The following is a 23,807-nucleotide window of genomic DNA, read 5'->3' as shown; positions in this document are numbered from 1 at the left end:
CCTTCTACAAGGGTAGTTCGGCGCGCAGGATGAACTTTGTTGCATCACCCGAGCACTCTAGTCTTCCACCCAGCGCGTGGGCGCGCTCTTCGACGCCGATGAGGCCAACTCCGCTGCCAGTAACTTCGCTGGGAGACGGGGAGGGATTGGTAGAGGTTAGGGTGATCCGGGCGGCGTCGGCAAGCGCGAGCTCTACCTCTACCTGCGTGCCGGGGCCTTGGTGGCGCATAGCATTGGTCAGGCCTTCAGAAATGATACGTACCAAGGCCAATTGCGTAAGTGCAGGCGCTTCGTAGGTCGCCGGTAAGTCCGCTGCAGTCTTTAAGCCCGCCGCGCGGAACCCATCGATAATGCCCTCGATGTGCTCAAGCTGCTCTGTCGGCTTGAGCGCGGAAGGACCGGTGCTTCGCAGTGCCGTGACGATGCCGCGAACCTCTTCCAATGCAGAATCCGCGCCATCACGAATAGCGGCCAGAGCTTCCTGGGCAGCCTCACTATTTACACGCCCGGCGATGATCCCGGCATTCGCCTGAACCTTGATCAAAGTTAGGGAATGAGCGAGTACATCGTGCAATTCCCTAGCAATGAGCAGGCGTTCTTCTTCTTGGGCTTGGTGGAAACGCTCCTGGGCCAGCCGCTCCTGCTGGCGCGCCAGGTCGAAGTAGCGTGCGGCGATGAAGTAGGTGCTGCCCAAAACTGCCCAGTGCACCACCAGCATGGCCAGGAAGCGGCGGTCTAGCTGGTAGTGCAGCAGGAAAGACTCCGGATCAATGCGCCACATGACGGGCGAGATGAAGGAGCCCAGAATCGTCAGCGCCAGCACCGTGCGGGGAATAATGCGGCGCCCCACGTAGCGGGAGGTCGCATACACCGCCATGGGTGCAGTCAGGGCCCAAGGGGTAAGCCCTAGATTGGTGGGCAGCTGGCTCATCCAAGCCATGGCCCATGCCGCGAGCAGCACAATGAAGCCCGTGGCGCTGAGCACGGGACGGCTCCGCCAGATCCACATAAATGGCAGGAATAGCAACGATAGACCTGCCTGAATAATCTCAATTATGCTGGGATTCTTCGCGGCAGAAATCACATAAAACAGCGCAATGAGCACCGCCACCGCGGTGAGGATTTTATCCCCTAAGCGCGCTCGCGCGGCGGTGTCAGTGCTCATAAAAGAAGATAGTAATACAGCCCTTGCTGCTACTTCTTCTTATCCTTCTTCTTGCCCTTCTTGGAGGTCTTCTTCGCTGTCTTCTGCTCGGACTTGCGCTCTAGCTTGGCAGCGACGTCCGGCACGTACCGGAACTCTTCGCGGGCAGGGCGTTCATAGGTTTCGCCATCGGAATCTGGGCGCGGCGGAATCTCCGGCATCTCGCGCTCGAGCTTCTCGTATGGAATGGTGCTCAAAAGGTGCGAAATGACGTTAATGCGCGAGCGCTTCTTGTCTTCTGATTCCACGGTGTACCACGGCGCCGTTGGGGTATCGGTATGGATGAACATCGCATCCTTGGCACGGGAGTAGTCCTCCCAGCGGGTAATGGACTGTAGATCCATAGGGGAGAGCTTCCAACGGCGCAGCGGGTCGTTGCGGCGGGATTCAAAGCGCTTGATCTGCTCCTCATCGGAGACGGAGAACCAGTACTTGCGCAGCATGATGCCGTCTTCGACCAACATCTGCTCAAAGGTGGGTGCTTGGTGGAGGAAACGGACATACTCCTGGTCGGTGCAAAAGCCCATGACGCGCTCGACACCGGCACGGTTGTACCAGGAGCGGTCAAAGATGACGATTTCGCCCTTGGTGGGCAGCTTTTCCACGTAGCGCTGGAAGTACCACTGGCCCTGTTCGCGCGAGTTCGGTGCGGGCAGCGCCTCGATGCGGCAGGTACGCGGATTGAGGTACTGGGTGATGCGCTTAATCGCGGAGCCTTTGCCGGCGGCGTCGCGGCCCTCCATGATGATGACTACGCGGGCGCCGGTTTCAACGACCCACTGCTGCATGTCCACGAGCTCTGCTTGGAGGCGCTCGAGCTCCTTCTCGTAGGCCTTCTTGTTGAGTTTCTTAGGGGCTTTACTGCTTTTTGTGCTCATTAATCCAGCTTAACCGGCGCAAGCGGCTGGGATGAAAACGGGACCGCCCACTTTGGAGTGAGAACCTGGGCACAGCTTAGGAACAAGTACAGCCGGGGCCGCAGCCGGGCTCTCCATAGCGGGTGGTATTAGAAATATGCCCCAAGCCTTCGATGGCGATGGTGACGTTTTGGCCATCCTCGATAAATTGCTGCGGGGTGCGGGCAAAACCCACGCCTTCTGGCGTGCCGGTAACGATGACGTCGCCCGGATTGAGTGGATAGAGCTGCGAGCAGAACTCAATGAGCTCAGCTACGGAAAAGATGAGGTCATCGGTATTATCGTGCTGCCTCTCTTCACCGTCTACGGTAGTGGTGAGCACAGCTCCGGACCCCGGTGACCACTCATCCGCGGTGGTAAGCCAAGGGCCGAAGCCGGCGGTGCGATAAAAGGATTTACCGGCATGGAACTGGCTAGTCTGGCGTTGGAAGTCACGCAGCGTGTAGTCATTCATGATGGCGTAGCCCGCCACATAATTTAGCGCCTCGTCGCGGCTGACACGGTGGGCACGCTCGCCGATGATGACCGCCAACTCACCTTCATAATCCAGCTTCTGTGTGCCATATTCGGGAATGAAGACATCATCATAGGGGCCGGTGAGGGCGTCGGCGAACTTGATGAACAAGGTGGGATGTTCGGGGAATTCGCGTCCCATCTCGCGAATATGCTTGGCGTAATTGAGCCCCACGCAGATGACCTTGCCGGGAGTTGGTACGACGGCTTCCAAATCAGCGTGGTCAAAGACCACGGGCTCGCCGGAAAGCTGGGCGGCCTTGCGCCAATCTTCGCTGCGCAGCAGCTGGCCCACGTCCTCATAATCCAACTCAACTCCCACGTTATCGCCGTCGATGCGGATAGCGGAAGTTCCAAAGCCAGTGCGTAGGGTAGCCAATTTCATGGCGACTATCCTACGCGCAAGATTTCCTCGACCGCGTCGGCGCAAAGGATGGGGATTTCTGCCTTTTCTTGCTTTGCCCAAGGCTTGAGCACAAACGAAGCAGGGTCCATGCGCCCCGGTGGGCGCCCGATTCCTACCGAAAGGCGCTGATAGTCTTTGGTGCCCAGGGACTTTGTGGTTGAACGCAACCCATTGTGGCCATGGTCGCCGCCGCCTTGGCGGAGCTTAATGGTGCCGAAATCGAGTTCTAGCTCATCGTGGACAACAATGATGTCGGCGGCGGAGAGATGAAAGTATTGGGCCAAAGCCTTGATCGGCCCGCCGGAGAGGTTCATAAAGGACCGTGGCTTTGCGCAGATAATCTTGCGGCCGCCGGCCATGCCCTCGGCGACTTCGGTGTTGGTCTTTTTGTGTACAGAAAAACCGCTCATGAGCTCTCCTGCGAGTTCATCTGCCACATCGAAGCCGATATTGTGTCGAGTGCCTGCGTACTTGGGGCCGGGGTTGCCAAGGCCTACTACGAGAAGTGGAGTCACGCGCTCAATTGTCTCATAGGCAGAGAGAAAAACGGCAAGGCCGCCGCGAGAAGCGAATCTCACGGCGGCCTATGCGTGTGAAGGGGAGGGGATTACTCCTCGTCAGAGTCAGCGGACTCCTCGGAATCCTCTGCGGACTCGGCGCCGGCGTCAGCGCCGCCTTCCTCAGCAGCCTCGGCTGCTTCCTCGAGCTCTTCATCAACCTCAGGCAGGGAGATGGAGACGATAACGGTGTCTTCCTCTGCCACCAGGGTGGTGTCTTCCGGCATGGTGACGTCGCCCGCGGTGATAACTGCGCCGTCCTCGAGGCCCTCGATGGAAACCTCGATCTCCTCCGGAATGTTCAGTACGTCTGCCTCAACCAGCAGTACGTCAGCATCCTGGATGTGCATGGTGCCTGCAGCTGGCTCGCCGGTCAGGGTAACCGGAACCTCAACCTCAACCTTCTCGCCGCGCTTAATGGCCAGCAGGTCAACGTGGTCGATGTCGAAGGTCAGGACGTTCTGGTCAACGTGCTTAACCATGGTCAGGTACTGCTCGCCGTCGATCTCCAGCTCCAGAACGGCGTTGACGCCGTTGTTGCGGACGAGGGACTGGATGTCCAGCAGCGGAACTGCGAAGTGGACCGGCTCCTGGTGGGAACCGTAGATGACGCCTGGAACCTTCCACTCGCGGCGCAGGCGGCGTGCGACACCCTTGCCAAATTCGGTACGTGCTTCAGCCTTAATTACTGGGCGCTGTGCCATGCTTCATTCTCCTTAGTTAAAGTAGTGCGGCGCGGCCAACGCGATAAAAACGACGAAAGCCTGCCGATGGACGTCTTGGACGAGTCATCGCAGGCGTATATAAAAAGCAACATGCTCTAACTTCAATCGCGTCGATAACGGCTTCCTCATCCTGAGGTCGCCCTCGCCGAGACTGAGTTAGATTAGCACGTGCGTCAGGGGCAAATCAAAAGCCGCCGAGGGAAATCTCGGCGGCCCTGCGCTTAGGCGCGGTCGAAAAGGGTGGTCACGGAACCATTCTCAAAGATCTCGTGGATGGTCTGTGCCAAAAGCGGTGCAATGGACAGCACCGTGAGGTTGGACCAGCCTTCGGTGGACTGCGGCAGGGTATCGGTGGTGATAACTTCCTCCGCGCCGCACTCGGAGAGACGCTCGCGAGCTGGGTCGGAGAAGACGCCGTGGGTGCAGGCGATGATGACCTTCTTCGCACCGGCGTCCTTCAGAACGCGCACGGCGCCGGCGATGGTGCCACCGGTGTCAATCATGTCGTCGAGAAGCACGCAGTCCTTGCCCTCTACATCGCCGACCACGCGGTTGGACACCGTCTTATTGGCCTCGGTGTTGGAGCGGGTCTTGTGCACGAAGGCCAGCGGGGCGTCGCCCAAGTCGTGGGCCCACTTTTCTGCCACCTTCACGCGGCCAGCATCCGGGGAGACCACGGTGATGTTATCGGTGGCGTACTTGGACTTGATGTAATCGGTCAGGATGGGCTGAGCGTGCATGTGATCGACCGGGCCATCGAAGAAGCCCTGGATCTGATCGGTGTGCAGGTCCACGGACACGATGCGGTCTGCGCCGGCAGCCTGCAAGAGGTCTGCCACCAGGCGGGCGGAAATAGGCTCGCGGCCCAGGTGCTTCTTATCCTGGCGTGCATATGGGTAGAAGGGAAGGATGGCGGTGATGCGCTTAGCGGAGCCGCGCTTCAAAGCATCGATCATGATGAGCTGCTCTACCAGCCACTTATTGAGTGGCTGGGTATGAGACTGCATTACGAAGCAGTCGGCGCCACGCACGGACTCCTCAAAGCGGATGAAGATTTCGCCGTTAGCGAAGTCGCGGGCGGTGGTAGGAACCAGATCGGTCTTGAGCTCCTTAGCCACAGCCTCTGCCAACTCTGGGTGTGCACGCCCAGAGAAGAGCTTCATGTTCTTGCTGCTACCAGTTACCTTGCCAGTCATGGGAGAATGTGCCCCTTACTTTTCGTTGTCCTGCGCACGGGCTGCGGCCTCAGCCGCGGGAGTACCCGGACGCTTCTTTTGAACCCAGCCCTCGATGTTGCGCTGTTTGCCACCGGAGACTGCGAGTGCTCCCGCAGGAACATCGTCTTTAATTACTGTACCCGCACCGGAGTATGCGCCATCACCGACATTGACCGGAGCGATAAACATTGTGTCAGAACCGGTGCGCACGTGGCTGCCGATGGTGGTGTGGTGCTTGTTTACGCCGTCGTAGTTGACGAAGACGGAGGAGGCGCCGATATTGGACTGCTCGCCCACGGTGGCATCGCCGATATAGGTCAGGTGCGGAACCTTGGAGCCGCGGCCAATCTGGGCGTTCTTTGCCTCTACGAAGCCGCCGAGCTTTCCGTCCTCGCCCACCACGGTCTTCGGGCGGATATAGGTAAACGGGCCGACCTTAGCGTTGGTACCAATGACGGAATCGCTGCCATGGGTGCGCACGACGGAAGCGCCCTCGCCCACCTGCATGTTGGTCAAGGTGGTGTCGGGGCCAATCTCGGCGTTATCGGCGATGCTGGTAGCGCCCCACAGCTGGGTGCCCGGGTGAATAATGACATCGGAGCCCACGGTGACGTTGACACCAATCCAGGTGGTCTCCGGATCCACGATGGTGGCGCCGCCGCGCATCGCCTTTTCTACCATGCGGCGGTTGAGCTCACGGCCGGCAGCGGCGAGCTGCACGCGGTCATTGACGCCCGCGAGTTCGGCCGGATCCGCTGCTACGTGCGCGCCGACGCCGTGTCCTGCGGTGCGGGCAATCTCGAGCACATCAGTGATATACAGCTCGCCTTGGGCGTTATTGGAGTCGAGCTTCTGGAGGGCGTCGGCAAGCACGCGCCCATCAAAGGCAAAGACGCCGGAGTTGACCTCATCGACCTGGCGCTGCTCTTCGGTGGCATCCTTTTGCTCAACGATGGCAGACACGCTGCCGTCCTCAGCGCGAATGATGCGGCCGTAACCGGTCGGGTCATCGAGGCGCATCGAGAGCACAGTGACCGCGTTACCCTGCTCGGTGTGGGTGGCGCGCAGGCCCTCGATGGTCTCTGGGGTCAGCAGCGGGACGTCGCCGTTGGTGACAATGACGGTTCCCTCGAAGTCCGGAATCGGCTCCAAGCCGCAGGCCACGGCATGACCGGTGCCCAGCTGCTCTTCCTGCACCGCCTGCAGTACCTCGCAGTCCAGCTCCTGGGCGATGGCATCCACGGCGGGGGAGACCTGATCGCGCTGGTGGCCCACCACCGTCACGATGCGCTCCGGGTTGATCCCGGCCGCAGCATGCAGAGCGTGGCCGAGCAAGGTGCGACCGCCAATCTCATGCAAGGTCTTCTGCTTAGTGGACTTCATGCGGGTGCCGGCGCCAGCCGCAAGGACGACGACAGCACACGAGGTTGTTGCTACCACGGGTTATTGAACTCCTGGGGTCGAGTCTGATTCTTATCCGGACTACATCCTATAGCCCAAGTGCGATTTATGTGTGAGAAACCTCTTTCAGGCCGCGGGCGCGCCACACACCGAGGAAACCAATGAGGGCAAGGAAGAGCAGCGCCGCCTCAGGTCCGGCCAGTGCCACCACGGAGGAAATGCCACCGACGATAAGCAAGATAACGCCCATCATCGTATTGGCCGCACCCACATACTGGGTGCGCTTGTCGCCGCCGGCCATATCCACCACGTAGGTCTTACGCGCCACGCGAATAGCCGTGTGCGCCAGGTTCACGGCGAAGAAGCCAATCGGCATGACCCAGGCATTGACCGCATCCGGTGCCCAGTGCGAGCTGGCGACCAAAAGCACCAGCACGACGGAAGCCACGGCCGCGCCCACGGCCATGGTGTTCTTAGAGGACTTATCCGAATACACGCCGGAGATGCGCCCGCCCACCAGGGAGGCTAGGCCGGAAGCTAGCACGAATCCGTAGAGCCCAGAAAGGTTGCTGCTGAGCAGCACAATAAAAGAGGTCGATAGCGCCGAAACGAGCAGCAGCGCGCGGACGATGACGAAGTTGCGAAATTGGCCGTCGCTGGTAAAAAGCTGCCAGGTATCTTGCCACCAGCGCTTATCGATGCCCCCTTCGGCTTCCTCTGGCACCGGCTCATCCACGTGCGAAAAGACCCACGCGGCAATGGCCCACGTGGCCGCACCAACGGCGAGGACCGTGCCCATCATGGGAATGCTGAGCTCGCCGAGAAAGTAAAGGATAATGCCGGTCAGCAAAGTGGCACCGCCACCGAGGGCTGCCGCGCTACCGGTCACTCGGCCGCGTGCGCCCTTAGAAATCGTGCGCGCTTGCACGTCCTTGCCCGCAATCGAGCACAGCGCGCGGAAGAGGGACAGCGCCGCCAAGGCCACCAGCACCACCACGCCCAATACCGCCCCGCGGGTAAAAAATGCCGCGAGCGCGATGACCGCGGCGGATACCGCTTGTCCCAGCGAACCGATAATCCACAGGCGCTTGCGGGCCCTATAGGTAGTCACCCACGGGGTCAGCGCCGCCTGCGGGAGCATCGAACCGGACTCGCGGATAGGGGTGAGCAGACCGGTAAAGAACGCAGGCACTCCGGCCGCACTAAAAAGCGCGGGAAGCACCGTCTTGGCAGCAACAATCTGATCGCCCAAATTTTGCAGGCCATTGGACCAGATGAAATACCGGGCGTTGGATTTAGACATGAGAAATGCGATCTTTCAGAGAAACGAGTTGGTTAAATAAGAGCCATGCTGACACGCCGGAGAGTAAAAGACGGCCGCAGTCACGCCGAAATTCTACCCGCGCGGCAGGAGGCCTAAGAATCATGCACGATGTCGATCCCCTCATCAATTCGCTCTACCAAGCCTTCGATCTTCTCGGCGTAGTTTTGAACGGCATCATTGGCGGCACCCTTGCCCGCCGCCGCGAATTCGACATTGTGGGCTTCGTATTCCTCGCCCTCTTTTCAGGGCTGGCCGGTGGCATGATCCGTGACATGCTCATCGGGGATGGAGCAGCGGCAGCGATCTCAGACCCGTGGTACCTCGGCCTTGCGTGCGGAGGTGCTCTCATAGCGTTTCTTATCGATCTCAAGGGCAAGGCGTGGGAGCTATTCCGCGAACACGGCGATGCCATTATTCTCGGCGTGTGGTCCACTACCGGCTGCGTCAAAGCGCTCACCCACGGCATGCCACTTATTCCCTGTGTCTTTCTGGGCGTGCTTACCGCAGTGGGCGGGGGAATGGTCCGCGATATTGCGTCTGGGGAAATCCCGTCCATCTTTGGTGGCAGCCCCCTGTATGCCGTGCCCTCTATCCTCACCGGCATCGTCATGGTTACTTTTGCCGATTACGGACAGTTTGCACTCGGCATGGTGGTCGCGCCGATCGTCGGCAGTGGCATGGCCATCGTGTCCTATTGGCGCGGCTGGGTCCTGCCCCGCGCCGGTGTAGCCCCCGTCAACTACACCGCCGCCCAAGTGGCGGCTATTGCGAAGAAAGCCGAGCTCAAAGGCTTTCGCCGCGGTAGGAAGAAAAACTAAAAAAGCTTCCCCAGGACTCGAACCTTGTTAAATGCTCTGCTCAGCTCGGCAAACCTCCTCATCTGACGATATTTTGACGACATAAAACAAAATAACTCGCACCCGCGGCCATAAAGATCGTTGTGAGAAAAAGACTTTGAATTGAGGTAAAATTGAGTCATAATCGATGCTTCACGAGAAACGAGGTGACATGTCCAGTGACAATCCGAATCAACCGAACGACCAACCCGATCCTCATCGGGATGGCGAGCATCCTCGATCTGCGGGGACTGAAAACAGTCAAAGCGACATACAGGATGTCACCGGCAACTCGCTCGACGAACTTCTCAACAGCGGCATTCCGAACGGGCAGGGAGTTTCAGACCGCACTCTCATCCAAGCGCTAATACCGCTTATCCACCAAGAATTCCGGCAATACTACCCAGACCCCGAAGTTGCTGAACAGTTGCGGGAAAGAGCTCCCGAAGTCTATGACGCATGGCTCGAGACTACAAAGTCCTCTATTGGCACGGACAATTATGTCCGTAGGCAAACAGTCGACAATTCCTACGAATTGGCTTCCCGCGGACAGATCCTAGGAATTATTTCAGTCGTCGCTGTCCTATTGCTAGCGGGCTGGTGCGCATACCTAGATAAGCCGTGGCTGGCTGGGTTCCTTGTCGCGATTGATGTCGTCGCTTTAGCTGCTGTGTTTGCGCCTAGTAAAGAAAAATCATCTTCAGATAAGGAATCAGCGTAGAGACGAAACGTTGGATGATGGTTTAGAACTGGAATCAGAAAACCATCGTTCAACGCTGTGCCACCACATCCAAACCATCATCAAACAGATCACTGTAGGTATCGAGGGTCATAGTCGCCGACGCATGACCCATCTGAGTCTCCACCGCTTTCACGTTCGCCCCCCGCATTCACCAGCAATTCCGACGCCACATGCCGCAAACCATGTGGCGTCACCCGCTCTATAGACGCATCCTTAGCCTGCGCCCGCTTCAACGCACCATCAAACCAAGAACTAAAACAGTCCAACTTTTGGGGGCCAGATCATCGCGGGGTGGGGTCTTTTCGTCGTTTTAGGGGGGTGTTTTGTGACGGACTTTTGACGGAGAGCGAGACGTTTCCGCAGGTAGCCAAACGTCGCCAAAGTAAACGGGTCTAGGTAGAAAAATAGCCCGCAACCAGCAAAAACACCAGTTAACGGGCTACAAAAATCAGCTTCCCCACCAGGACTCGAACCTAGAATGACGGTACCAAAAACCGTAGTGTTGCCGATTACACCATGGGGAAACACAGCAAAAGCTGTAGGCATAGCGTACCTGACGCCCCCGGGTAAATCACAAATTGCGGGGCAAAGGATAGGGTAGAGGGCATGGCTCGACAAAGGATGACCGGCCGGGAACGCCGCGAACAACTCATTTCCATCGGACGCGCTGCATTCGCGGAACTAGGCTTTGAAGGAACCAGCGTCGAAGAGATCGCGGCACGCGCCGGGGTATCCAAACCCGTTGTCTATGAGCACTTCGGGGGCAAGGAAGGCCTTTATGCGGTGGTTGTTGACCGCGAGATGCTGGCCCTGGAAAAGGTCATTACTGATTCCTTGAAGACCGGCAGCTGGCGCGAGCGCATCGAGCAGGCCGTCATGGCCATTTTGACCTATGTTGAGGAAGAAACTGATGGCTTTCTCATCCTGGTGCGCGATGCCAAGCCCGGTGACGAGCGCAGTTTCTCCACGCTGTTGAATTCCGCGGTGGGCCAGGTTTCCTATATTTTGAGCGAAGCATTTGAGCACCGTGGCATCGACCCGGATTTGGCGGATATTTACGGCCAAGCGCTGGTGGGAATGGTATCGACCACCGCGCAATGGTGGCTGGATGAGCGCAACCCGGATAAGGAAGTCGTCGCCACGCATATTGTCAATCTATGCTGGAATGGTTTGTCCGGTATGGAAGTAAAGCCCAAGCTAGGAGGCAAATAGATGGCGACCCCAATGCTGGCCGGCCTGCTCAAGGTAGCGGCCTCGGATCCCAAGCTCAAGGGCATGATTTCTCATGTGGGCGAAGACCTCCACATCACGGGCTTGGATCAGTCCCGGCCGTGGGCCTTGGGCACCTTGGCGCATCATGCCCCAGTGCTCGTGGTAACCGCTACGAGCCGCGAGGCTGAGGATCTTACGGCGGAGCTAACGGCGATGCTGGGGGAGAAGGTGGCCATGTTCCCCGCCTGGGAGACCTTGCCGCACGAGCGTTTGAGCCCCGGCGTAGACATCATCGGCCGCCGCGCTGAAGTTCTGCACAATCTCGATAGCCTGCAGGTCATTGTCACGGCTGCCCGCGGCCTGTCCCAGCCCATCCTGCAGGAGGTGGAGGGCCGCGCTCCCGTCCACCTCGAAGAAGATCATGAATATGACTTTGATGAGGTAGTCCGCGAGCTCGAGTTCCGCGCCTATAAGCACGTAGACATGGTGGCTAAGCGCGGCGAGTACGCTACGCGCGGCGGCATCATCGATATTTTCCCCACCACGCTGGATTATCCGGTCCGCGTGGAGTTTTGGGGCGATGAGATTACCGATATCCGCCAATTTTCCGTAGCTGACCAGCGCACCATTCCGGAAATCGAGGTGGGCCGCGTAGACATTTTCCCGGCCCGCGAGCTGCCTATTACGGACGCCATTGCCAAGCGTGCGGCCGATCTCGCCGTCAAGCACCCCGGCAATCCCGCCCTGGTGGAGCTTTTGACCAAGGTTAGCGAGCTCATCCCGGCCGAAGGTATGGAAGCGCTCCTGCCCGCGCTTTCCGACGCCCCCATGATCACCCTCCCCGAATTCCTGCGCCCCACCACCCACGTGGTGATGGTCGGCCCGGAAAAGATTCGCCGCCGTGTGGCGGATCTAGAAAAGACCGATGCGGAATTCCTCGCTGCCGGTTGGGAGGCCGCGGCCATGGGTGCCGATGGCCCGCTGGCTACCGAAGGGCTCGATACCGAGGCATCCAGCTATCGCTCCTATGAGTCGCTCGAGGTCTCCATCAGCGAGTCCAGCCTGCCTTTGTGGACTTTCTCCCCACCGGGAATGCTCGCCGCCCCGGAAGAGGAGACCCTCCCGCTCGAATTCGAACCAGGGCCCACCCCGCGCGGCAATATCGAAGAAATCGACGCCATGATGGCCCAGCTCCTCGCGCACACCAACGCCGGCGGCCGGGCAGCCTTCATCGCGCCGGCGCAAGGTGCCATCAAGCGCATGGTGGACCGCTTTGCAGAAAAGGGCATCCGCACCAAGGTGGCTACCCCTGGCTGGGAGCCCACCGCCGGTGAAGTTACCCTCTACCAAGCACTAAGCCACGCCGGCCTGGTATTTCCTAAGGTGAAAAAGCCTAAGGACGCTGAGCCCCTCCCGCTGGTCGTTGTGACCGAGACGGATCTGACCGGTAACCGCGTAGGCGATATCGCCGAAGCGAAGCGCCGGCCCGCAAAGCGCCGCAATAAGGTTGACCCGCTTGCCCTCAAGCAGGGCGATTTTGTGGTGCACGAGACCCACGGCATCGGCAAGTTCCTCAAGATGGCCGAGCGCACCATCCAGTCCGGCGATGAAACCAGCCGCCGCGAATACATCGTGCTCGAGTACGCGCCCTCCAAGCGTGGTCAGCCCGCCGATCAGCTCTGGGTTCCCATGGACTCGCTGGATCTGCTCAGCAAGTACACCGGTGGCGAATCGCCTCACCTGTCCAAGATGGGCGGTTCCGACTGGAAGAACACCAAGAAGAAGGCGCGCGCCGCCGTGCGCGAAATCGCCGGCGAGCTCGTCGAGCTCTACGCCAAGCGCCAGGCCGCGCCGGGGCACCAATTCTCCCCGGATAATCCGTGGCAGGCGGAGATGGAGGATAATTTCCCCTTCGTCGAAACCGAAGACCAGATGCTGGCTATCGACGCCGTCAAGCACGATATGGAGTCCACGGTGCCGATGGATCGCGTCGTCGTCGGCGATGTGGGTTACGGCAAGACCGAGGTGGCCATCCGCGCCGCCTTCAAGGCTGTGCAAGACGGTATGCAGGTAGCCGTCCTTGTACCCACCACGCTGCTGGCGCAGCAGCACTTTGATACCTTCAGCGAGCGCATGACCGGCTTCCCCGTCAAGATTGAGGTGCTTTCGCGCTTTACCTCAAAGAAGGAAGCCAAGGACATCTTCAAGGGCCTGGCCGATGGCAGCGTCGATATCGTCGTCGGCACCCACCGCCTCCTACAGACTGGCGTGCACTGGAAGAACCTCGGCCTCATCGTCGTGGACGAGGAGCAGCGCTTTGGCGTGGAGCACAAGGAACACATTAAGGCGCTTAAAGCCAGCGTGGATGTGCTCACCATGTCCGCGACACCTATCCCGCGCACCTTGGAGATGTCTATGGCTGGCATCCGCGAGATGTCCACCATCCTGACCCCACCGGAAGACCGCCACCCCGTGCTGACCTACGTCGGCGCTTACGAGGACAAGCAGGTAGCCGCGGCCATCCGCCGTGAGCTGCTGCGCGATGGTCAAACCTTCTTCATCCACAACAAAGTCTCTGATATCGAAAAGAAGGCCCGCGAGCTGCGCGACCTGGTACCGGAGGCCCGCGTCGTCGTCGCGCATGGCCAGATGAACGAGGAGGTGCTCGAGCAGACCGTCCAGGGTTTCTGGGATCGCGAGTACGACGTATTGGTGTGTACCACCATCGTGGAAACCGGCCTGGATATCGCTAATGCGAATACCCTCATTGTGGAAAACGCCCACCATATGGGCCTGTCCCAGCTGCACCAGCTGCGCGGGCGCGTGGGCCGCTCCCGCGAGCGCGGCTATGCCTACTTCCTGTACCCCAAGGGGGCCACGCTCACGGAAACTTCCTATGACCGCCTGGCCACCATCGCTCAGAACAATGACCTTGGTGCCGGCATGGCCGTAGCCATGAAGGACTTGGAGATGCGCGGTGCCGGCAACGTCCTTGGCGCCCAACAGTCCGGCCACATTGCCGGTGTGGGCTTCGATCTCTACGTGCGCCTCGTTGGCGAGGCGGTCGAGACCTTCAAATCGCTCGCCCGCGGCGAGGCCCCCACCGTTACCGATGAGGGCCCGAAGGAAATCCGCATCGATCTCCCCGTGGACGCGCATATTCCGGAAGGCTATATCGACTCCGAGCGCCTGCGCCTGGAGGTCTACCGCAAGCTTGCGGCCTCGCAGAATGACGATGATCTCAAGGCCGTCATCGAGGAAATGGAAGACCGCTTCGGCCCGCTGCCGCAGGAGGTCCTGCGCCTGCTTTCCGTTGCTCGCCTGCGCCACCAGGCGCGCCGCGCCGGCATTTCCGATATCACTGTGCAGGGCACCCGCGTCAAGTTCCACCCGGTGGAGCTGCCGGATTCCAAGCAGGTGCGTCTCAAGCGCCTATATCCGGGCTCCAGCTTCCGTGCGGCGGCGAAGGCTATCAACGTGCCGTTCCCCAAGGCGGGGCGCAATGTCACCTCCCCGAAGCTGCGCGATACCGAGCTCATTCAGTGGGCGGCGGACTTCCTAAGCGCGCTTTTCGACGTCGACCCCATCAACGTCAGCGGCGCCCAGCCCACCTCGAACGTGGTCAGCGTAGGGGAGTAGCTAGAGGGTGAGCCAGCCGGTGCTCAAGCCCCAAATGGCGGTGGCGGCACCGGCCAGGACAACGGCCACCACGCACCACTCGAAGGTGTTGAAGATGCGTTCCTTCTTCCACAACCGGGTGCCAACATACGGGATGAGGCCTGGAACCACGGCCAAAGCGCCGAGCAGGACGTAGACGAGGTCGGCCGCATAAATCAGCCACAGGGAATAGATAAACGCGAGCAAAGAAATGACCAAGTGCTTGCGGTTATCCTTGCGGCCTACCTCTGGTCCGGAAAGATCGAACTTGATACCCGCCTGCGGGTGAGACAGCCCCTTGCCCCGCAGTGCCAAGAGCAATAGGTACAGGGAAGAAAAGATATAGGGCAGCAAGTACATGATGGTTGCCAGCTGCACCATGGCGTTATAGGACGCCTCGTTGAGGTAAAAGACGATGATGAACAGCTGGATGGCCATCGTGGAAATCAGCTGCGCTACCCACGGCGCACCCGCCACGTTAATGGTTCCGATGCGGCGGGGAATGAGGCCGTCGATGGCCATCATTACGATGGGCTCGGCGCACAGCATCTGCCAGGAAACATAGGCACCCAAAACTGACAAGCACAGCCCAATAGACACCAGCGCGCCGCCCCAAGGTCCGATGACCTCGGTGAGCACGGAGGCCATGGAATTATCTGGCAATGCGGCTAGTTCTTCTTTGGTCATCACGCCAAAGCTCAAGGTAGACACGGAAACCAGCAGTGCCAGCACGGAGAAAAAACCGATGACGGTCGCGCGGCCGACGTCGGTGCGCTTAGAAGCCTGCTTGGAATAAACGGATGCTCCCTCCACGCCGATGAAGACCCACACGGTAAAGAGCATGATTCCCTGGACCTGCTCGAAAACGCTGGCCTCAGACGCGCGTCCCCAGAAATCCAAGGTGAATTTATCCCAGCTGAACCCGAGGAACGCAATGAGCACCACAAAGGCCAGGATGGGCACAATCTTGGCAATTGTGGTGATGAGGTTCATGAACGCGGCCTGCTTAATGCCGCGGGCAAGTACCGCAAAAATGCCCCAGGATAGGAGGGAGACGGCGATGGCGGAGGTCCAGTGATGGTCGGCGTCGAAAAGCGGCAGGTAATGGCCCAAGGTATTGAAGAAGAGGGTGGCATAACCCACCTGCGCCATAACGGAGCCCAGCCAGTAGCCCCAGCCGGAGGTAAAACCAATAAAATCGCCGAGGCCGGCCCGCACGTAGGAATAAACGCCAGAATCAAGGTGCGGCTTTCGGCGGGCCAGAATTTGAAAAACAAACGCCACGGAGAGCATGCCGATGCCCGCTACCAGCCAGCCAATGAGCATCGCGCCTGGGCCGGCAACGGAGGCAATGTTTTGGGGCAGCGAGAAAATGCCCGCGCCCACGGTGGAACCGATAATCAGCGCGACGAGGGTCCACAACGTCACGGAGTGGGATCTATTCTGGCTGGAGGTCATTGGCCTAAAATACCTTGAATAGCCCCATAATGGGAACTCGGGCTAGACTTTGTGCACATGACTGTGCTGTTGCTCGATGAACGCTGGCCCACCATGATCCCCATGCAGGCATACGGGAAGCTGCGTGGCCCCGTCCACTTCACGGGTGAGGTACCCGTGTCCGTACGGTGGAATTTTTCCGATCTGCTGGTAGGCGAGGACGCCACCGGCACCTTGGTAAGCACCGACGAACACGATCCGGACACTCGCGCCCGCCTCGCTAGCGGCGAGCCCGTCATTCGCGCCGAATCCCTCGCAGATCCCATCATGCAAGCGCGCCAGACCATGGCCACGGCGCGGCGCATCGGGGAGTGGGAGCGCGAGCAAACCCATACTTCCCTCTTGCCGTACCTCGAGGAGGAGTCCGCCGAATTCGCCGCGGCCGTGCGCAGCCGCGAACCGGAAAGCGAGATGCTTAAGGAATTGGGGGATATCTTCCTCCAAGTACTTTTCCATGCGGAAATCTCCACCTTTTCGCTTGACGACGTCGCCCAGAGCTTCCTCACCAAAATGCGCGCCCGCGCCCCATACCTATTTGATGGCACCACGGAGATTGTCGACGTTGACACGCAAGAGAGGCTGTGGCGCGAAGGCAAGGGAATGTAGGATGGCTTCTCATGAAGAGGCTGCTGCAGATATTCGGGGGCTGCGGGGTGGCCGTAGCCGTGATAATCGCGCTGGTGGCATGGCTGTTGACGGGGCACGGCACTTCACAGGAGCCCGTACCGGAGAACATTCCGCCCGTTGAGGGCAAAGAGGTCGCGCATATTGACGTCAATGCCCCCGGCCGCACCGCCGATAAGCTCACCTACTGGGCCTCTGACCTAGCTGAGCAGACGGGTATCCCACCGGCAGCCCTGCGCGCTTATGGCAACGCCGAACTCATCGCTCAGCAAAAATGGCCGAATTGCCATCTGCGGTGGAATACCCTTGCCGGCCTGGGCTACGTGGAGACCCGCCATGGCACCTACAACGGCAATTGGTTTAAGCCCTCCAAGCTTGACGACGCCGGCTACCCCCAACCACCCATCAACGGCATCGCCCTCGATGGCCTGAACAATACGGCGCACACCCCAGATACCGATAACGGCAAAATCGATGGGGATTCCGAATATGACCGCGCCGTCGGCCCGATGCAGTTTATCCCGACCACGTGGGAATCGGTGGGCGCTGATGCCAACGGCGATGGCAAGGCAGATCCCAATCAAATTGACGACGCCGCAGTTGGCGCCGCCGGACTTTTATGTTTTGGTGATAGAGATCTCTCTAACCCAGAACAGTGGGAGGAAGCAATCCTAAATTACAATCAGTCCAGCGAGTATTTGCATAAAGTTGCACACGCCGCCAATGCCTACTCGGTTCCGCAAAGTGCAAAGTAGTGTCACACAGTAAAGTTTTCTGCAACAATTGACAACGTAGCTGGGCCGGCTGGTCCAGAGCGAACTTTTTAATGAGGAGTGAAAAACAGCATGGCTGACATCATCCACACTTTCGCCCGCGAAATTCTTGATTCCCGTGGTAACCCAACCGTCGAGGCCGAGGTCTTCCTTGATGACGGCGCCCGCGGTGTTGCCGGCGTTCCTTCCGGTGCTTCTACCGGTGTGCACGAGGCTCACGAGCTGCGCGACGGTGGCGAGCGCTACCAGGGTAAGGGTGTTCTAAAGGCTGTTGAGAACATCAACGAGAAGATTGCCGACGAAATTGCTGGCTTCGAAGCCGACGATCAGCGCCTCATTGACCAGGCACTGATTAAGCTGGACGGTACCGATAACAAATCCGAGCTCGGCGCAAACGCCATCCTGGGCGTTTCCATCGCCGCAGCCAAGGCCGCTGCAGAGTCCGCTGCACTGCCGCTGTACCGCTACATCGGCGGCCCGAATGCGCACGTACTGCCAGTGCCGATGATGAACATCCTCAATGGCGGTGCACACGCAGACTCCGGCGTTGACGTCCAGGAATTCATGATCGCTCCGATTGGTGCTGAGTCCTTCGCCGAGGCTCTACGCATGGGCGCCGAGGTCTACCACGCACTGAAGGCAGTGCTGAAGGACAAGGGGCTGTCCACTGGTCTGGGCGACGAGGGCGGCTTCGCTCCGTCCGTTGACTCCACCAAGGCTGCTCTCGACGTCATCGTGGACGCCATCAAGAAGGCCGGCTTCGAGCCCGGCAAGGATGTAGCCCTGGCACTCGACGTTGCTTCCTCCGAGTTCTTCAAGGACGGCAAGTACCACTTCGAGGGTGGCGAGCACACCGCTGAAGAAATGTCCAAGGTCTACGAGGACCTCATCGACCAGTACCCGATCGTCTCCATCGAGGATCCGCTGCAGGAGGATGACTGGGAGGGCTACACCGCCCTGACCGCCGCAATTGGCGAGAAGGTACAGATCGTCGGCGATGACTTCTTCGTCACCAACCCTGCTCGTCTGCAGGAGGGCATTGAGAAGAAGGCTGCCAACGCCCTGCTGGTTAAGGTCAACCAGATCGGTACCCTGACCGAGACCTTCGACGCAGTCGAGCTGGCTCACCGCAACGGCTACCGCACCATGATGTCCCACCGCTCCGGCGAGACCGAGGACACCACCATTGCGGACCTGGCTGTTGCTCTGAACTGCGGCCAGATCAAGACCGGCGCACCGGCACGTTCCGAGCGTGTAGCTAAGTACAACCAGCTGCTGCGTATCGAGCAGGAGCTTGGCGACGGCGCAGTTTACGCCGGCCGCTCCGCTTTCCCGCGCTTTAAGGCTTAATCGCCTCCTTTCGTAGCGCCCTCGCATTGCCGCGGGGGCGCTTTCGCATGTCTAGGTATTGCTGCCAGGTTTGCTTCCAATTCACGGTTCGCGGCGCTAAAGGCCCTTGGGCACGGTCAATTTCGAAGGTGCCGTCCGAAAAGAGCCAGGCAACGTCCCCAGTGATGGGATCCATTATGTAGCGTGCCCTACCATCAGTCTTTACGTTGTGGTGGTGTTGACAGAGAGTGACAAGATTATCGACGCTCGTCGGTCCGCCGTCGGCATACTCCACCCGATGATCAAGCTGGCAGTAATGCGCCGGCATGGAACACCCCGGCCAACGGCACGTGGCATCGCGACCGTGGACCCATGTCCTGATTTGTTCGGTGGGAACGTAGGAGGAAGTTTCTTCTGGGCACAGCTCGCGAGTCATCGAGTAATTGCTTAAATGCTCCGTAAGAACGCACCATCCCGCCGACGGGATATATACCCGAGAAGCATCGTCACCCGCTGCATAGGTGTTGATAACTACTTTTGTCTGGGTGCGATTAAAGATCAGCGCTTCCAAAGCCTCTGGCTTGGTGATGTTCTTCTTTCGCGCGGCTTTATCGATGTGCCGTGAAATAGCACTGGCGGTAGCCTTATCCGTCTTCAGGGTAATGGTGGCTTGGCCTTTGGAATAAGAAATGGAAACGGAGCGCTCGATTTCCTTCTCAATATCTGGCTTGAGAATTCCGTCGATGTAGTCGCGCAAGAATCTACGGATTTCAGATTCCGTGGGGACATGCTGGGCAGGTTCTTTTGGGGTGAGGAAGTCTGCAAGGGCGGCATCGATTAGTTGGATGCCCTCGGCGTCGTCGCCAAGCGGGGCAAGCTCGGCATCAATGACGTGCAGCCGTGGGAGGTCGAGAATCCAATGTACGGTCTGTACCGCCGTGGTTAACGGCAATTCTCGCATGCGCAGGTGAGAGCGCAGCGCGGATAAAACGCGCCAGTAGCTCAAGCCCACCCGCTTAGCTAAAGCGGCGGTAGTGCATTCGACATCGTCTTCTAATCGCGGAAGTACGGATTGGTATAGCTGCCAGGATTGAATGCGTTGGAGCATACCCAGAACGCAAACCGTATCGTCGAGGTTATTGGTAGAAAAATAAGCTTTCTTTGGTGGTGCGTCGCTGGCTGTCACGGAAAGTTCCCCCTCTGAAATGAATCGCACACCCAATCGAATTTCTGCCCCTAGTATAAGCCGCCTTTCCGGCGTGCGCAAGGGGAAACGAAAGAGTGTGCGAAATTCCGGGGGTTAGTAACTGAAAACGTTGTCAGCTACTGCTTCGAGTTCCTTATCGTCATATTTGTCACCGCAGGTGGCGAGGGAACCCACGCCAGCCATGTACATGGTAAAAAGCTTGTCTAGGACGGGAGAAGCCGCTGATATTTCAAGCTTTTCGTAGACGGGAGCGTATTTCCTATCGAACTCCTCAAGGCTAGGGACGAGTTCTTCAAATGCGCTGTCGCCATGGGTTAGCAAATACTTGGCGTCGTCCAGGATTTGCTCATTCTCGCAGGCAACAGCTCCAGCCTTCTTCAGTGTTGTGGCATTGACCTCGTAGCTTGTTGGTCCGTCGGGCTCTTCGGAAGCCCCAGCGCCGAACAGGTCTAGGTAAAAGTCCGGGATAGTGCCATGTTCTTTTATATGGTAAATGAAGCCGCTTTTGGTGTTGAGGTCGTGTTTTCTGCTTGTGGTGGTGGGGGTTTGGCTGCTGGTAGGGCTTTCGCTAGTGGGGGATTCCGCTTTGGTGGCTGCTTCTTCTTTGTGGTCGGTCGAGCTGCACCCGGTAAGTAGGGTGCCTACGGCGGCTAGGAGGAGGAGACGCTTGAGTGGCATTACTATTCCTTAGGCAGGGAATATGGTTCGAAGCTCTAGCTGGAATGGATCGACTCAGCGACCTTTTCCAGTTCCTCATCGCTGAATTCATCACCGCAAGACATCACGGCGCCGAGTGAGCTCATCGCTGCAGCCATGATCTTGTCAGTGTCCGGTGCGTCATCGGGGATGTCTAGCGCTTCAAAAACATCACGGTATTTGTCATCAGAGCCGTCGACCGATGACATAACTGCTTCCCCAAATTTGTCGGTGTTTCCTCGGAAATATTCCTTCGAGATATCGAGCAATTCATCATTCTTGCAGGCAGCTTCGCCGGCCTTCTTGACGGAGTCCGCGTTGGTTTCAAAGCTTTCGGGCTGATCGTCTCCCTGGAGCTGGTCAGCATCATGGTTGATGTAATCATCCGGCAGGGTTTTGTACTCCTTGAGATAGTCGGCCATGCCGTCTTTGGTGTTCAGGTCGTAGCCGTCTCCGTAGACGGGGTATTCGCCGTCTTGGGCGGAAGGGTTGCAGCTGGCAAGGAATAGGGTTGCGGTGAGAACGGGGAGGAGGCGCTTGAGGGACATGAAACTTCCTTCCTGGGAGGGAGAATTTCTTTTAGTGTATCCAAATTGCGCGTGCCACGTCCCTGTTACAGGAGTGACGGCGCTAGGATTAGAGGCCTATGGCACGCGAAAAGAAGACGCAGCGAAACCGGAGTCGCACTAGGGTTCCGGTGGCCTCGCGTGCTGCGGATATCCGCAAAGCTCAACGTGCGCAACTGAAGCAGGAGCAGAAGCCGGACCGGATGAGTATTGCCGGAGTGGGCGTGATCGTGGCCATCGTGCTTGTGGTCTTGTTTGCTATCGCTATTCCGCTGCGCAATTACTACCACGGCCGGTCCGAAATTGCCCGCCTCAATGAGTCAATCGCCGCCAAGCAGGATGAGAAGACTGCTTTGCTGGAAAAGATTGATAGATATAAGTCTGATGAGTACATCAAGCAGGAGGCGCGGCGCCGATTCGGGGTCGTCGATGAGGGCGAGACCGCCTACCGCATCATTGACCCGCAGATAAAGCCGGATGACCAGCTCACTACAGATGGTCAGAAGGAAGAAGATTCCCGCGAATGGTACGAGGTTTTGTGGGATTCCGTGGCTGAGCCCCCTGAGGAGGAAGCTCCATCCGAGCAGGTAAATCATCTTCCGATTGAGCCGGCGCCGGAAGAGAATCCAGATGTGCGATAATTGTCCGCATGACCGTCACTGATGCAGATATCGCTGTAGTAACTGAGCAATTGGGCCGCACCCCGCGCGGGGTCCTAGAGGTTTCTTATCGCACGCCGGATGGGCAGCCCGCGGTAATTAAGACGGCGCCCAAGCTTGCCGACGGCACCCCATTCCCCACCCTCTACTACCTCACCGACCCACGGCTTACTGCCGAAGCCTCACGCTTGGAGGTTGCCCACGTTATGAAGTGGATGGAAGCCCGCTTGGGTGAGGACGAGGAATTGGCTGCCGACTATCAGCGCGCCCACGAATACTTCTTGGCCAAGCGCAATGACATCGAAGACCTTGGCACCGATTTCTCCGGTGGCGGCATGCCCGATCGGGTCAAGTGTCTGCATGTGCTCATCGCATACGCGCTTGCTGAAGGCCCACAGCATTTCCGGTTGGGAACTGAAGCGGTGGCCATGGCCGCCGACCACGGCAAGCTTCGAGGCTCTGCCATCCCGCAGGACTGGCCCACCGTAGAAGATCTGGGGATTGACCTAGCCCAGTTCGATTTCTCTAACGCGGAATAGGAGGGCTGCTATGACTCGCGTTGCTGCGATTGATTGCGGTACGAATTCGATTCGCTTGCTCATCTCTGAGATTCAGGATGACGGCAAGGTCCGCGATATTACCCGCACCATGGAAATCATCCGCTTGGGAGAGGGAGTCGATGCCACTGGCGAAATTGCCCCTGCGGCCCTAGACCGCGCCCGCGTGGCCTTGGAAGGCTACGTACGCCAGATGAAGTTTGAGAAGGTCACCCGCGTGCGGATGGTCGCTACCTCCGCTACTCGCGATGCCAAGAACCAGCAGGAATTCTTCGACATGACCGCTGAGTTGCTCGGCCAAATTCAGCCGGGCGCACAGGCCGAGGTCGTCTCGGGCGAGGAAGAGGCTCTGTTGTCCTTTAATGGCGCCGTAGCCGATGTGGAGCCAGACCGCGGGCCATTCTGTGTCATCGATCTGGGCGGCGGTTCGACCGAGTTCGTCGTAGGCACGGCCGATGGCGATATCTTGGGCACCCACTCTGCCCGCATGGGGTGCGTCAGGCTAACCGAGCGCATTATGCGTACCGATCCGCCTACCGAGTCGGAGATTGAGATCGCTTCCGAGTACGTCGGCGAGCGCACGGCAGAAGTGGAGAAGATAGTACCTATTTCTAAGGCCCGTACCATCGTCGGCTGCGCAGGCACGTTTACCACTCTTTCTGCATTGGCTCAGGGCCTTGAGCGCTACGACGCCGATGCCATTCACGGGTCTGAGCTCCGCTTCGATGCCCTGCGCGTGCTTTTGCAGCAGCTTATTGGCCTGCCTTCCGACGTCCGCGCCCTCAACCCCGTCATTCACCCCGGCCGTGCCGACGTCATTGGCGGTGGGGCGGTGGCCGTCGAAGGCATCATGCAGCTTATCGAGCGCAATTGCGATGCGCGCAGCTTTTTCATCAGTGAAAAGGACATTCTCGACGGCATTATCGCTGGTCTGGCTGCGGAGGGTACCCCTCGTTAACTCCCGCAGGGTGAGGTGGCCTAAAATATTCCTTGCCCTTGCCCCCATAGCCCAATCGGCAGAGGCAGTCGACTTAAAATCGATTCAGTGTGGGTTCGAGTCCCACTGGGGGCACCATGTGAAGTCTCGAGACATCGTTCCGGTCGATGCCTCGAGATTTTTCGTTTTCAGTTGCCCTGTTGGGGGTCAAGTTCGTTGTCTTTCTTGTTGTAATAGATTTTTTCTTCGGT

The 23,807-nt window shown here is 58.8% G+C and carries 22 protein-coding genes and 1 tRNA gene; 11 read left to right on the top strand and 12 right to left on the bottom strand.

Annotation, left to right across the window (positions count from 1 at the left end; all coding sequences use genetic code 11):
* Positions 1-4: 4 nt before the first annotated feature.
* The 8 genes from CORTU0001_RS08625 to CORTU0001_RS08590 form a co-directional block, all read right to left on the bottom strand.
* Positions 5-1,165, bottom strand: a complete 1,161-nt coding sequence (locus CORTU0001_RS08625; RefSeq protein WP_005329035.1) for a sensor histidine kinase — start codon at positions 1,163-1,165, stop codon at positions 5-7.
* A 29-nt stretch (positions 1,166-1,194) separates the two neighbouring features.
* A complete protein-coding gene (gene ppk2, locus CORTU0001_RS08620; protein ID WP_005329034.1) occupies positions 1,195-2,082 on the bottom strand; it encodes a polyphosphate kinase 2 in 888 nt (295 codons plus the stop codon).
* A 76-nt stretch (positions 2,083-2,158) separates the two neighbouring features.
* The gene (locus CORTU0001_RS08615; protein ID WP_005329030.1) at positions 2,159-3,019 is read right to left on the bottom strand and encodes a fumarylacetoacetate hydrolase family protein; all 861 of its coding nucleotides are present in this window, start codon (positions 3,017-3,019) and stop codon (positions 2,159-2,161) included.
* Between the two features lie 5 nt (positions 3,020-3,024).
* Positions 3,025-3,555, bottom strand: a complete 531-nt coding sequence (pth, locus tag CORTU0001_RS08610) for an aminoacyl-tRNA hydrolase (RefSeq protein ID WP_034668581.1) — start codon at positions 3,553-3,555, stop codon at positions 3,025-3,027.
* A gap of 92 nt (positions 3,556-3,647) precedes the next feature.
* Positions 3,648-4,301 (bottom strand): 50S ribosomal protein L25/general stress protein Ctc, encoded by a 654-nt coding sequence (locus tag CORTU0001_RS08605; protein ID WP_005329025.1) that lies wholly within the window; start codon positions 4,299-4,301, stop codon positions 3,648-3,650.
* 242 nt (positions 4,302-4,543) lie between these two features.
* Positions 4,544-5,518, bottom strand: coding sequence for a ribose-phosphate diphosphokinase (locus tag CORTU0001_RS08600; protein WP_005323655.1), 975 nt, complete (start codon positions 5,516-5,518; stop codon positions 4,544-4,546).
* 15 nt (positions 5,519-5,533) lie between these two features.
* Positions 5,534-6,979: a bifunctional UDP-N-acetylglucosamine diphosphorylase/glucosamine-1-phosphate N-acetyltransferase GlmU gene (gene glmU, locus CORTU0001_RS08595; RefSeq protein WP_005329020.1), complete on the bottom strand. Its 1,446-nt coding sequence runs from the start codon at positions 6,977-6,979 to the stop codon at positions 5,534-5,536.
* Positions 6,980-7,046: 67 nt separating this feature from the next.
* Entirely contained in the window at positions 7,047-8,243 is a 1,197-nt protein-coding gene (locus CORTU0001_RS08590) for an MFS transporter (RefSeq protein WP_005323653.1), read from the bottom strand.
* 122 nt (positions 8,244-8,365) lie between these two features.
* Here CORTU0001_RS08590 and CORTU0001_RS08585 point away from each other — a divergent pair, with 122 nt between their 5' ends.
* From CORTU0001_RS08585 to mfd, 4 genes are all read left to right on the top strand, one after another.
* Positions 8,366-9,082 carry a trimeric intracellular cation channel family protein gene (locus CORTU0001_RS08585; RefSeq protein ID WP_005323649.1) on the top strand — a complete coding sequence of 239 codons (717 nt, stop codon included), beginning with the start codon at positions 8,366-8,368 and terminating at the stop codon, positions 9,080-9,082.
* Positions 9,083-9,272: 190 nt separating this feature from the next.
* The gene (locus CORTU0001_RS08580) at positions 9,273-9,821 is read left to right on the top strand and encodes a hypothetical protein (protein ID WP_157749122.1); all 549 of its coding nucleotides are present in this window, start codon (positions 9,273-9,275) and stop codon (positions 9,819-9,821) included.
* A gap of 627 nt (positions 9,822-10,448) precedes the next feature.
* Positions 10,449-11,054, top strand: a complete 606-nt coding sequence (locus CORTU0001_RS08575; protein WP_005329018.1) for a TetR/AcrR family transcriptional regulator — start codon at positions 10,449-10,451, stop codon at positions 11,052-11,054.
* Positions 11,055-14,693 carry a transcription-repair coupling factor gene (gene mfd, locus CORTU0001_RS08570; RefSeq protein WP_005329016.1) on the top strand — a complete coding sequence of 1,213 codons (3,639 nt, stop codon included), beginning with the start codon at positions 11,055-11,057 and terminating at the stop codon, positions 14,691-14,693.
* Here the strand turns inward: mfd and CORTU0001_RS08565 are convergent, their stop codons facing one another.
* Positions 14,694-16,169, bottom strand: a complete 1,476-nt coding sequence (locus CORTU0001_RS08565; protein WP_005329014.1) for an amino acid permease — start codon at positions 16,167-16,169, stop codon at positions 14,694-14,696.
* Between the two features lie 57 nt (positions 16,170-16,226).
* Here CORTU0001_RS08565 and CORTU0001_RS08560 point away from each other — a divergent pair, with 57 nt between their 5' ends.
* The 3 genes from CORTU0001_RS08560 to eno all read left to right on the top strand — a co-directional run bounded on the left by CORTU0001_RS08560 (position 16,227) and on the right by eno (position 18,955).
* Positions 16,227-16,814, top strand: a complete 588-nt coding sequence (locus CORTU0001_RS08560) for a MazG nucleotide pyrophosphohydrolase domain-containing protein (protein WP_034668562.1) — start codon at positions 16,227-16,229, stop codon at positions 16,812-16,814.
* An 11-nt stretch (positions 16,815-16,825) separates the two neighbouring features.
* Entirely contained in the window at positions 16,826-17,587 is a 762-nt protein-coding gene (locus CORTU0001_RS08555) for a lytic transglycosylase domain-containing protein (protein WP_005323641.1), read from the top strand.
* Positions 17,588-17,677: 90 nt separating this feature from the next.
* Complete coding sequence (gene eno, locus CORTU0001_RS08550; protein ID WP_005329008.1) at positions 17,678-18,955, top strand: phosphopyruvate hydratase; 1,278 nt, start codon at positions 17,678-17,680, stop codon at positions 18,953-18,955.
* On the opposite strand, the gene CORTU0001_RS08545 is transcribed toward eno, so the two are convergent.
* The 3 genes from CORTU0001_RS08545 to CORTU0001_RS08535 form a co-directional block, all read right to left on the bottom strand.
* Positions 18,945-20,120 carry an HNH endonuclease signature motif containing protein gene (locus tag CORTU0001_RS08545; RefSeq protein ID WP_005329006.1) on the bottom strand — a complete coding sequence of 392 codons (1,176 nt, stop codon included), beginning with the start codon at positions 20,118-20,120 and terminating at the stop codon, positions 18,945-18,947. The two genes, eno and CORTU0001_RS08545, sit on opposite strands and share 11 nt — an antisense overlap.
* 114 nt (positions 20,121-20,234) lie before the next feature.
* A complete protein-coding gene (locus CORTU0001_RS08540; RefSeq protein ID WP_005329004.1) occupies positions 20,235-20,819 on the bottom strand; it encodes a hypothetical protein in 585 nt (194 codons plus the stop codon).
* A 35-nt stretch (positions 20,820-20,854) separates the two neighbouring features.
* On the bottom strand, positions 20,855-21,385 hold the full coding sequence (locus tag CORTU0001_RS08535; RefSeq protein ID WP_005329002.1) for a hypothetical protein: 531 nt from the start codon (positions 21,383-21,385) through the stop codon (positions 20,855-20,857).
* 98 nt (positions 21,386-21,483) lie between these two features.
* Here CORTU0001_RS08535 and CORTU0001_RS08530 point away from each other — a divergent pair, with 98 nt between their 5' ends.
* The 4 genes from CORTU0001_RS08530 to CORTU0001_RS08515 all read left to right on the top strand — a co-directional run bounded on the left by CORTU0001_RS08530 (position 21,484) and on the right by CORTU0001_RS08515 (position 23,694).
* A complete protein-coding gene (locus tag CORTU0001_RS08530; RefSeq protein WP_034668561.1) occupies positions 21,484-22,044 on the top strand; it encodes a septum formation initiator family protein in 561 nt (186 codons plus the stop codon).
* A gap of 8 nt (positions 22,045-22,052) precedes the next feature.
* Positions 22,053-22,601 carry a DUF501 domain-containing protein gene (locus CORTU0001_RS08525; RefSeq protein WP_005328998.1) on the top strand — a complete coding sequence of 183 codons (549 nt, stop codon included), beginning with the start codon at positions 22,053-22,055 and terminating at the stop codon, positions 22,599-22,601.
* Positions 22,602-22,611: 10 nt separating this feature from the next.
* Positions 22,612-23,577, top strand: coding sequence for a Ppx/GppA phosphatase family protein (locus CORTU0001_RS08520; protein WP_005323625.1), 966 nt, complete (start codon positions 22,612-22,614; stop codon positions 23,575-23,577).
* A gap of 40 nt (positions 23,578-23,617) precedes the next feature.
* Positions 23,618-23,694: transfer RNA gene (locus CORTU0001_RS08515), tRNA-Leu, on the top strand.
* Positions 23,695-23,807: the final 113 nt, after the last annotated feature.

The organism is Corynebacterium tuberculostearicum SK141, assembly GCF_000175635.1.
Taxonomy (GTDB): domain Bacteria; phylum Actinomycetota; class Actinomycetes; order Mycobacteriales; family Mycobacteriaceae; genus Corynebacterium; species Corynebacterium tuberculostearicum_C.
The sequence above is the reverse complement of the archived record's forward strand: the minus strand, read 5'-3'. Positions and strand labels throughout refer to the sequence as shown.

Bases quoted from the DNA above. Each gene is read 5' to 3' on its own strand.
- CORTU0001_RS08560 (WP_034668562.1), top strand. From the start codon at position 16,227: ATGACTGTGCTGTTGCTCGATGAACGCTGGCCCACCATGATCCCCATG.
- CORTU0001_RS08525 (WP_005328998.1), top strand. From the start codon at position 22,053: ATGACCGTCACTGATGCAGATATCGCTGTAGTAACTGAGCAATTGGGC.
- ppk2 (WP_005329034.1), bottom strand. From the start codon at position 2,082: ATGAGCACAAAAAGCAGTAAAGCCCCTAAGAAACTCAACAAGAAGGCC.
- CORTU0001_RS08625 (WP_005329035.1), bottom strand. From the start codon at position 1,165: ATGAGCACTGACACCGCCGCGCGAGCGCGCTTAGGGGATAAAATCCTC.
- CORTU0001_RS08600 (WP_005323655.1), bottom strand. From the start codon at position 5,518: ATGACTGGCAAGGTAACTGGTAGCAGCAAGAACATGAAGCTCTTCTCT.
- mfd (WP_005329016.1), top strand. From the start codon at position 11,055: ATGGCGACCCCAATGCTGGCCGGCCTGCTCAAGGTAGCGGCCTCGGAT.
- CORTU0001_RS08590 (WP_005323653.1), bottom strand. From the start codon at position 8,243: ATGTCTAAATCCAACGCCCGGTATTTCATCTGGTCCAATGGCCTGCAA.
- CORTU0001_RS08575 (WP_005329018.1), top strand. From the start codon at position 10,449: ATGGCTCGACAAAGGATGACCGGCCGGGAACGCCGCGAACAACTCATT.
- CORTU0001_RS08565 (WP_005329014.1), bottom strand. From the start codon at position 16,169: ATGACCTCCAGCCAGAATAGATCCCACTCCGTGACGTTGTGGACCCTC.
- CORTU0001_RS08615 (WP_005329030.1), bottom strand. From the start codon at position 3,019: ATGAAATTGGCTACCCTACGCACTGGCTTTGGAACTTCCGCTATCCGC.
- CORTU0001_RS08540 (WP_005329004.1), bottom strand. From the start codon at position 20,819: ATGCCACTCAAGCGTCTCCTCCTCCTAGCCGCCGTAGGCACCCTACTT.
- CORTU0001_RS08585 (WP_005323649.1), top strand. From the start codon at position 8,366: ATGCACGATGTCGATCCCCTCATCAATTCGCTCTACCAAGCCTTCGAT.
- eno (WP_005329008.1), top strand. From the start codon at position 17,678: ATGGCTGACATCATCCACACTTTCGCCCGCGAAATTCTTGATTCCCGT.
- CORTU0001_RS08580 (WP_157749122.1), top strand. From the start codon at position 9,273: ATGTCCAGTGACAATCCGAATCAACCGAACGACCAACCCGATCCTCAT.
- CORTU0001_RS08520 (WP_005323625.1), top strand. From the start codon at position 22,612: ATGACTCGCGTTGCTGCGATTGATTGCGGTACGAATTCGATTCGCTTG.
- CORTU0001_RS08555 (WP_005323641.1), top strand. From the start codon at position 16,826: ATGAAGAGGCTGCTGCAGATATTCGGGGGCTGCGGGGTGGCCGTAGCC.
- CORTU0001_RS08535 (WP_005329002.1), bottom strand. From the start codon at position 21,385: ATGTCCCTCAAGCGCCTCCTCCCCGTTCTCACCGCAACCCTATTCCTT.
- CORTU0001_RS08530 (WP_034668561.1), top strand. From the start codon at position 21,484: ATGGCACGCGAAAAGAAGACGCAGCGAAACCGGAGTCGCACTAGGGTT.
- CORTU0001_RS08605 (WP_005329025.1), bottom strand. From the start codon at position 4,301: ATGGCACAGCGCCCAGTAATTAAGGCTGAAGCACGTACCGAATTTGGC.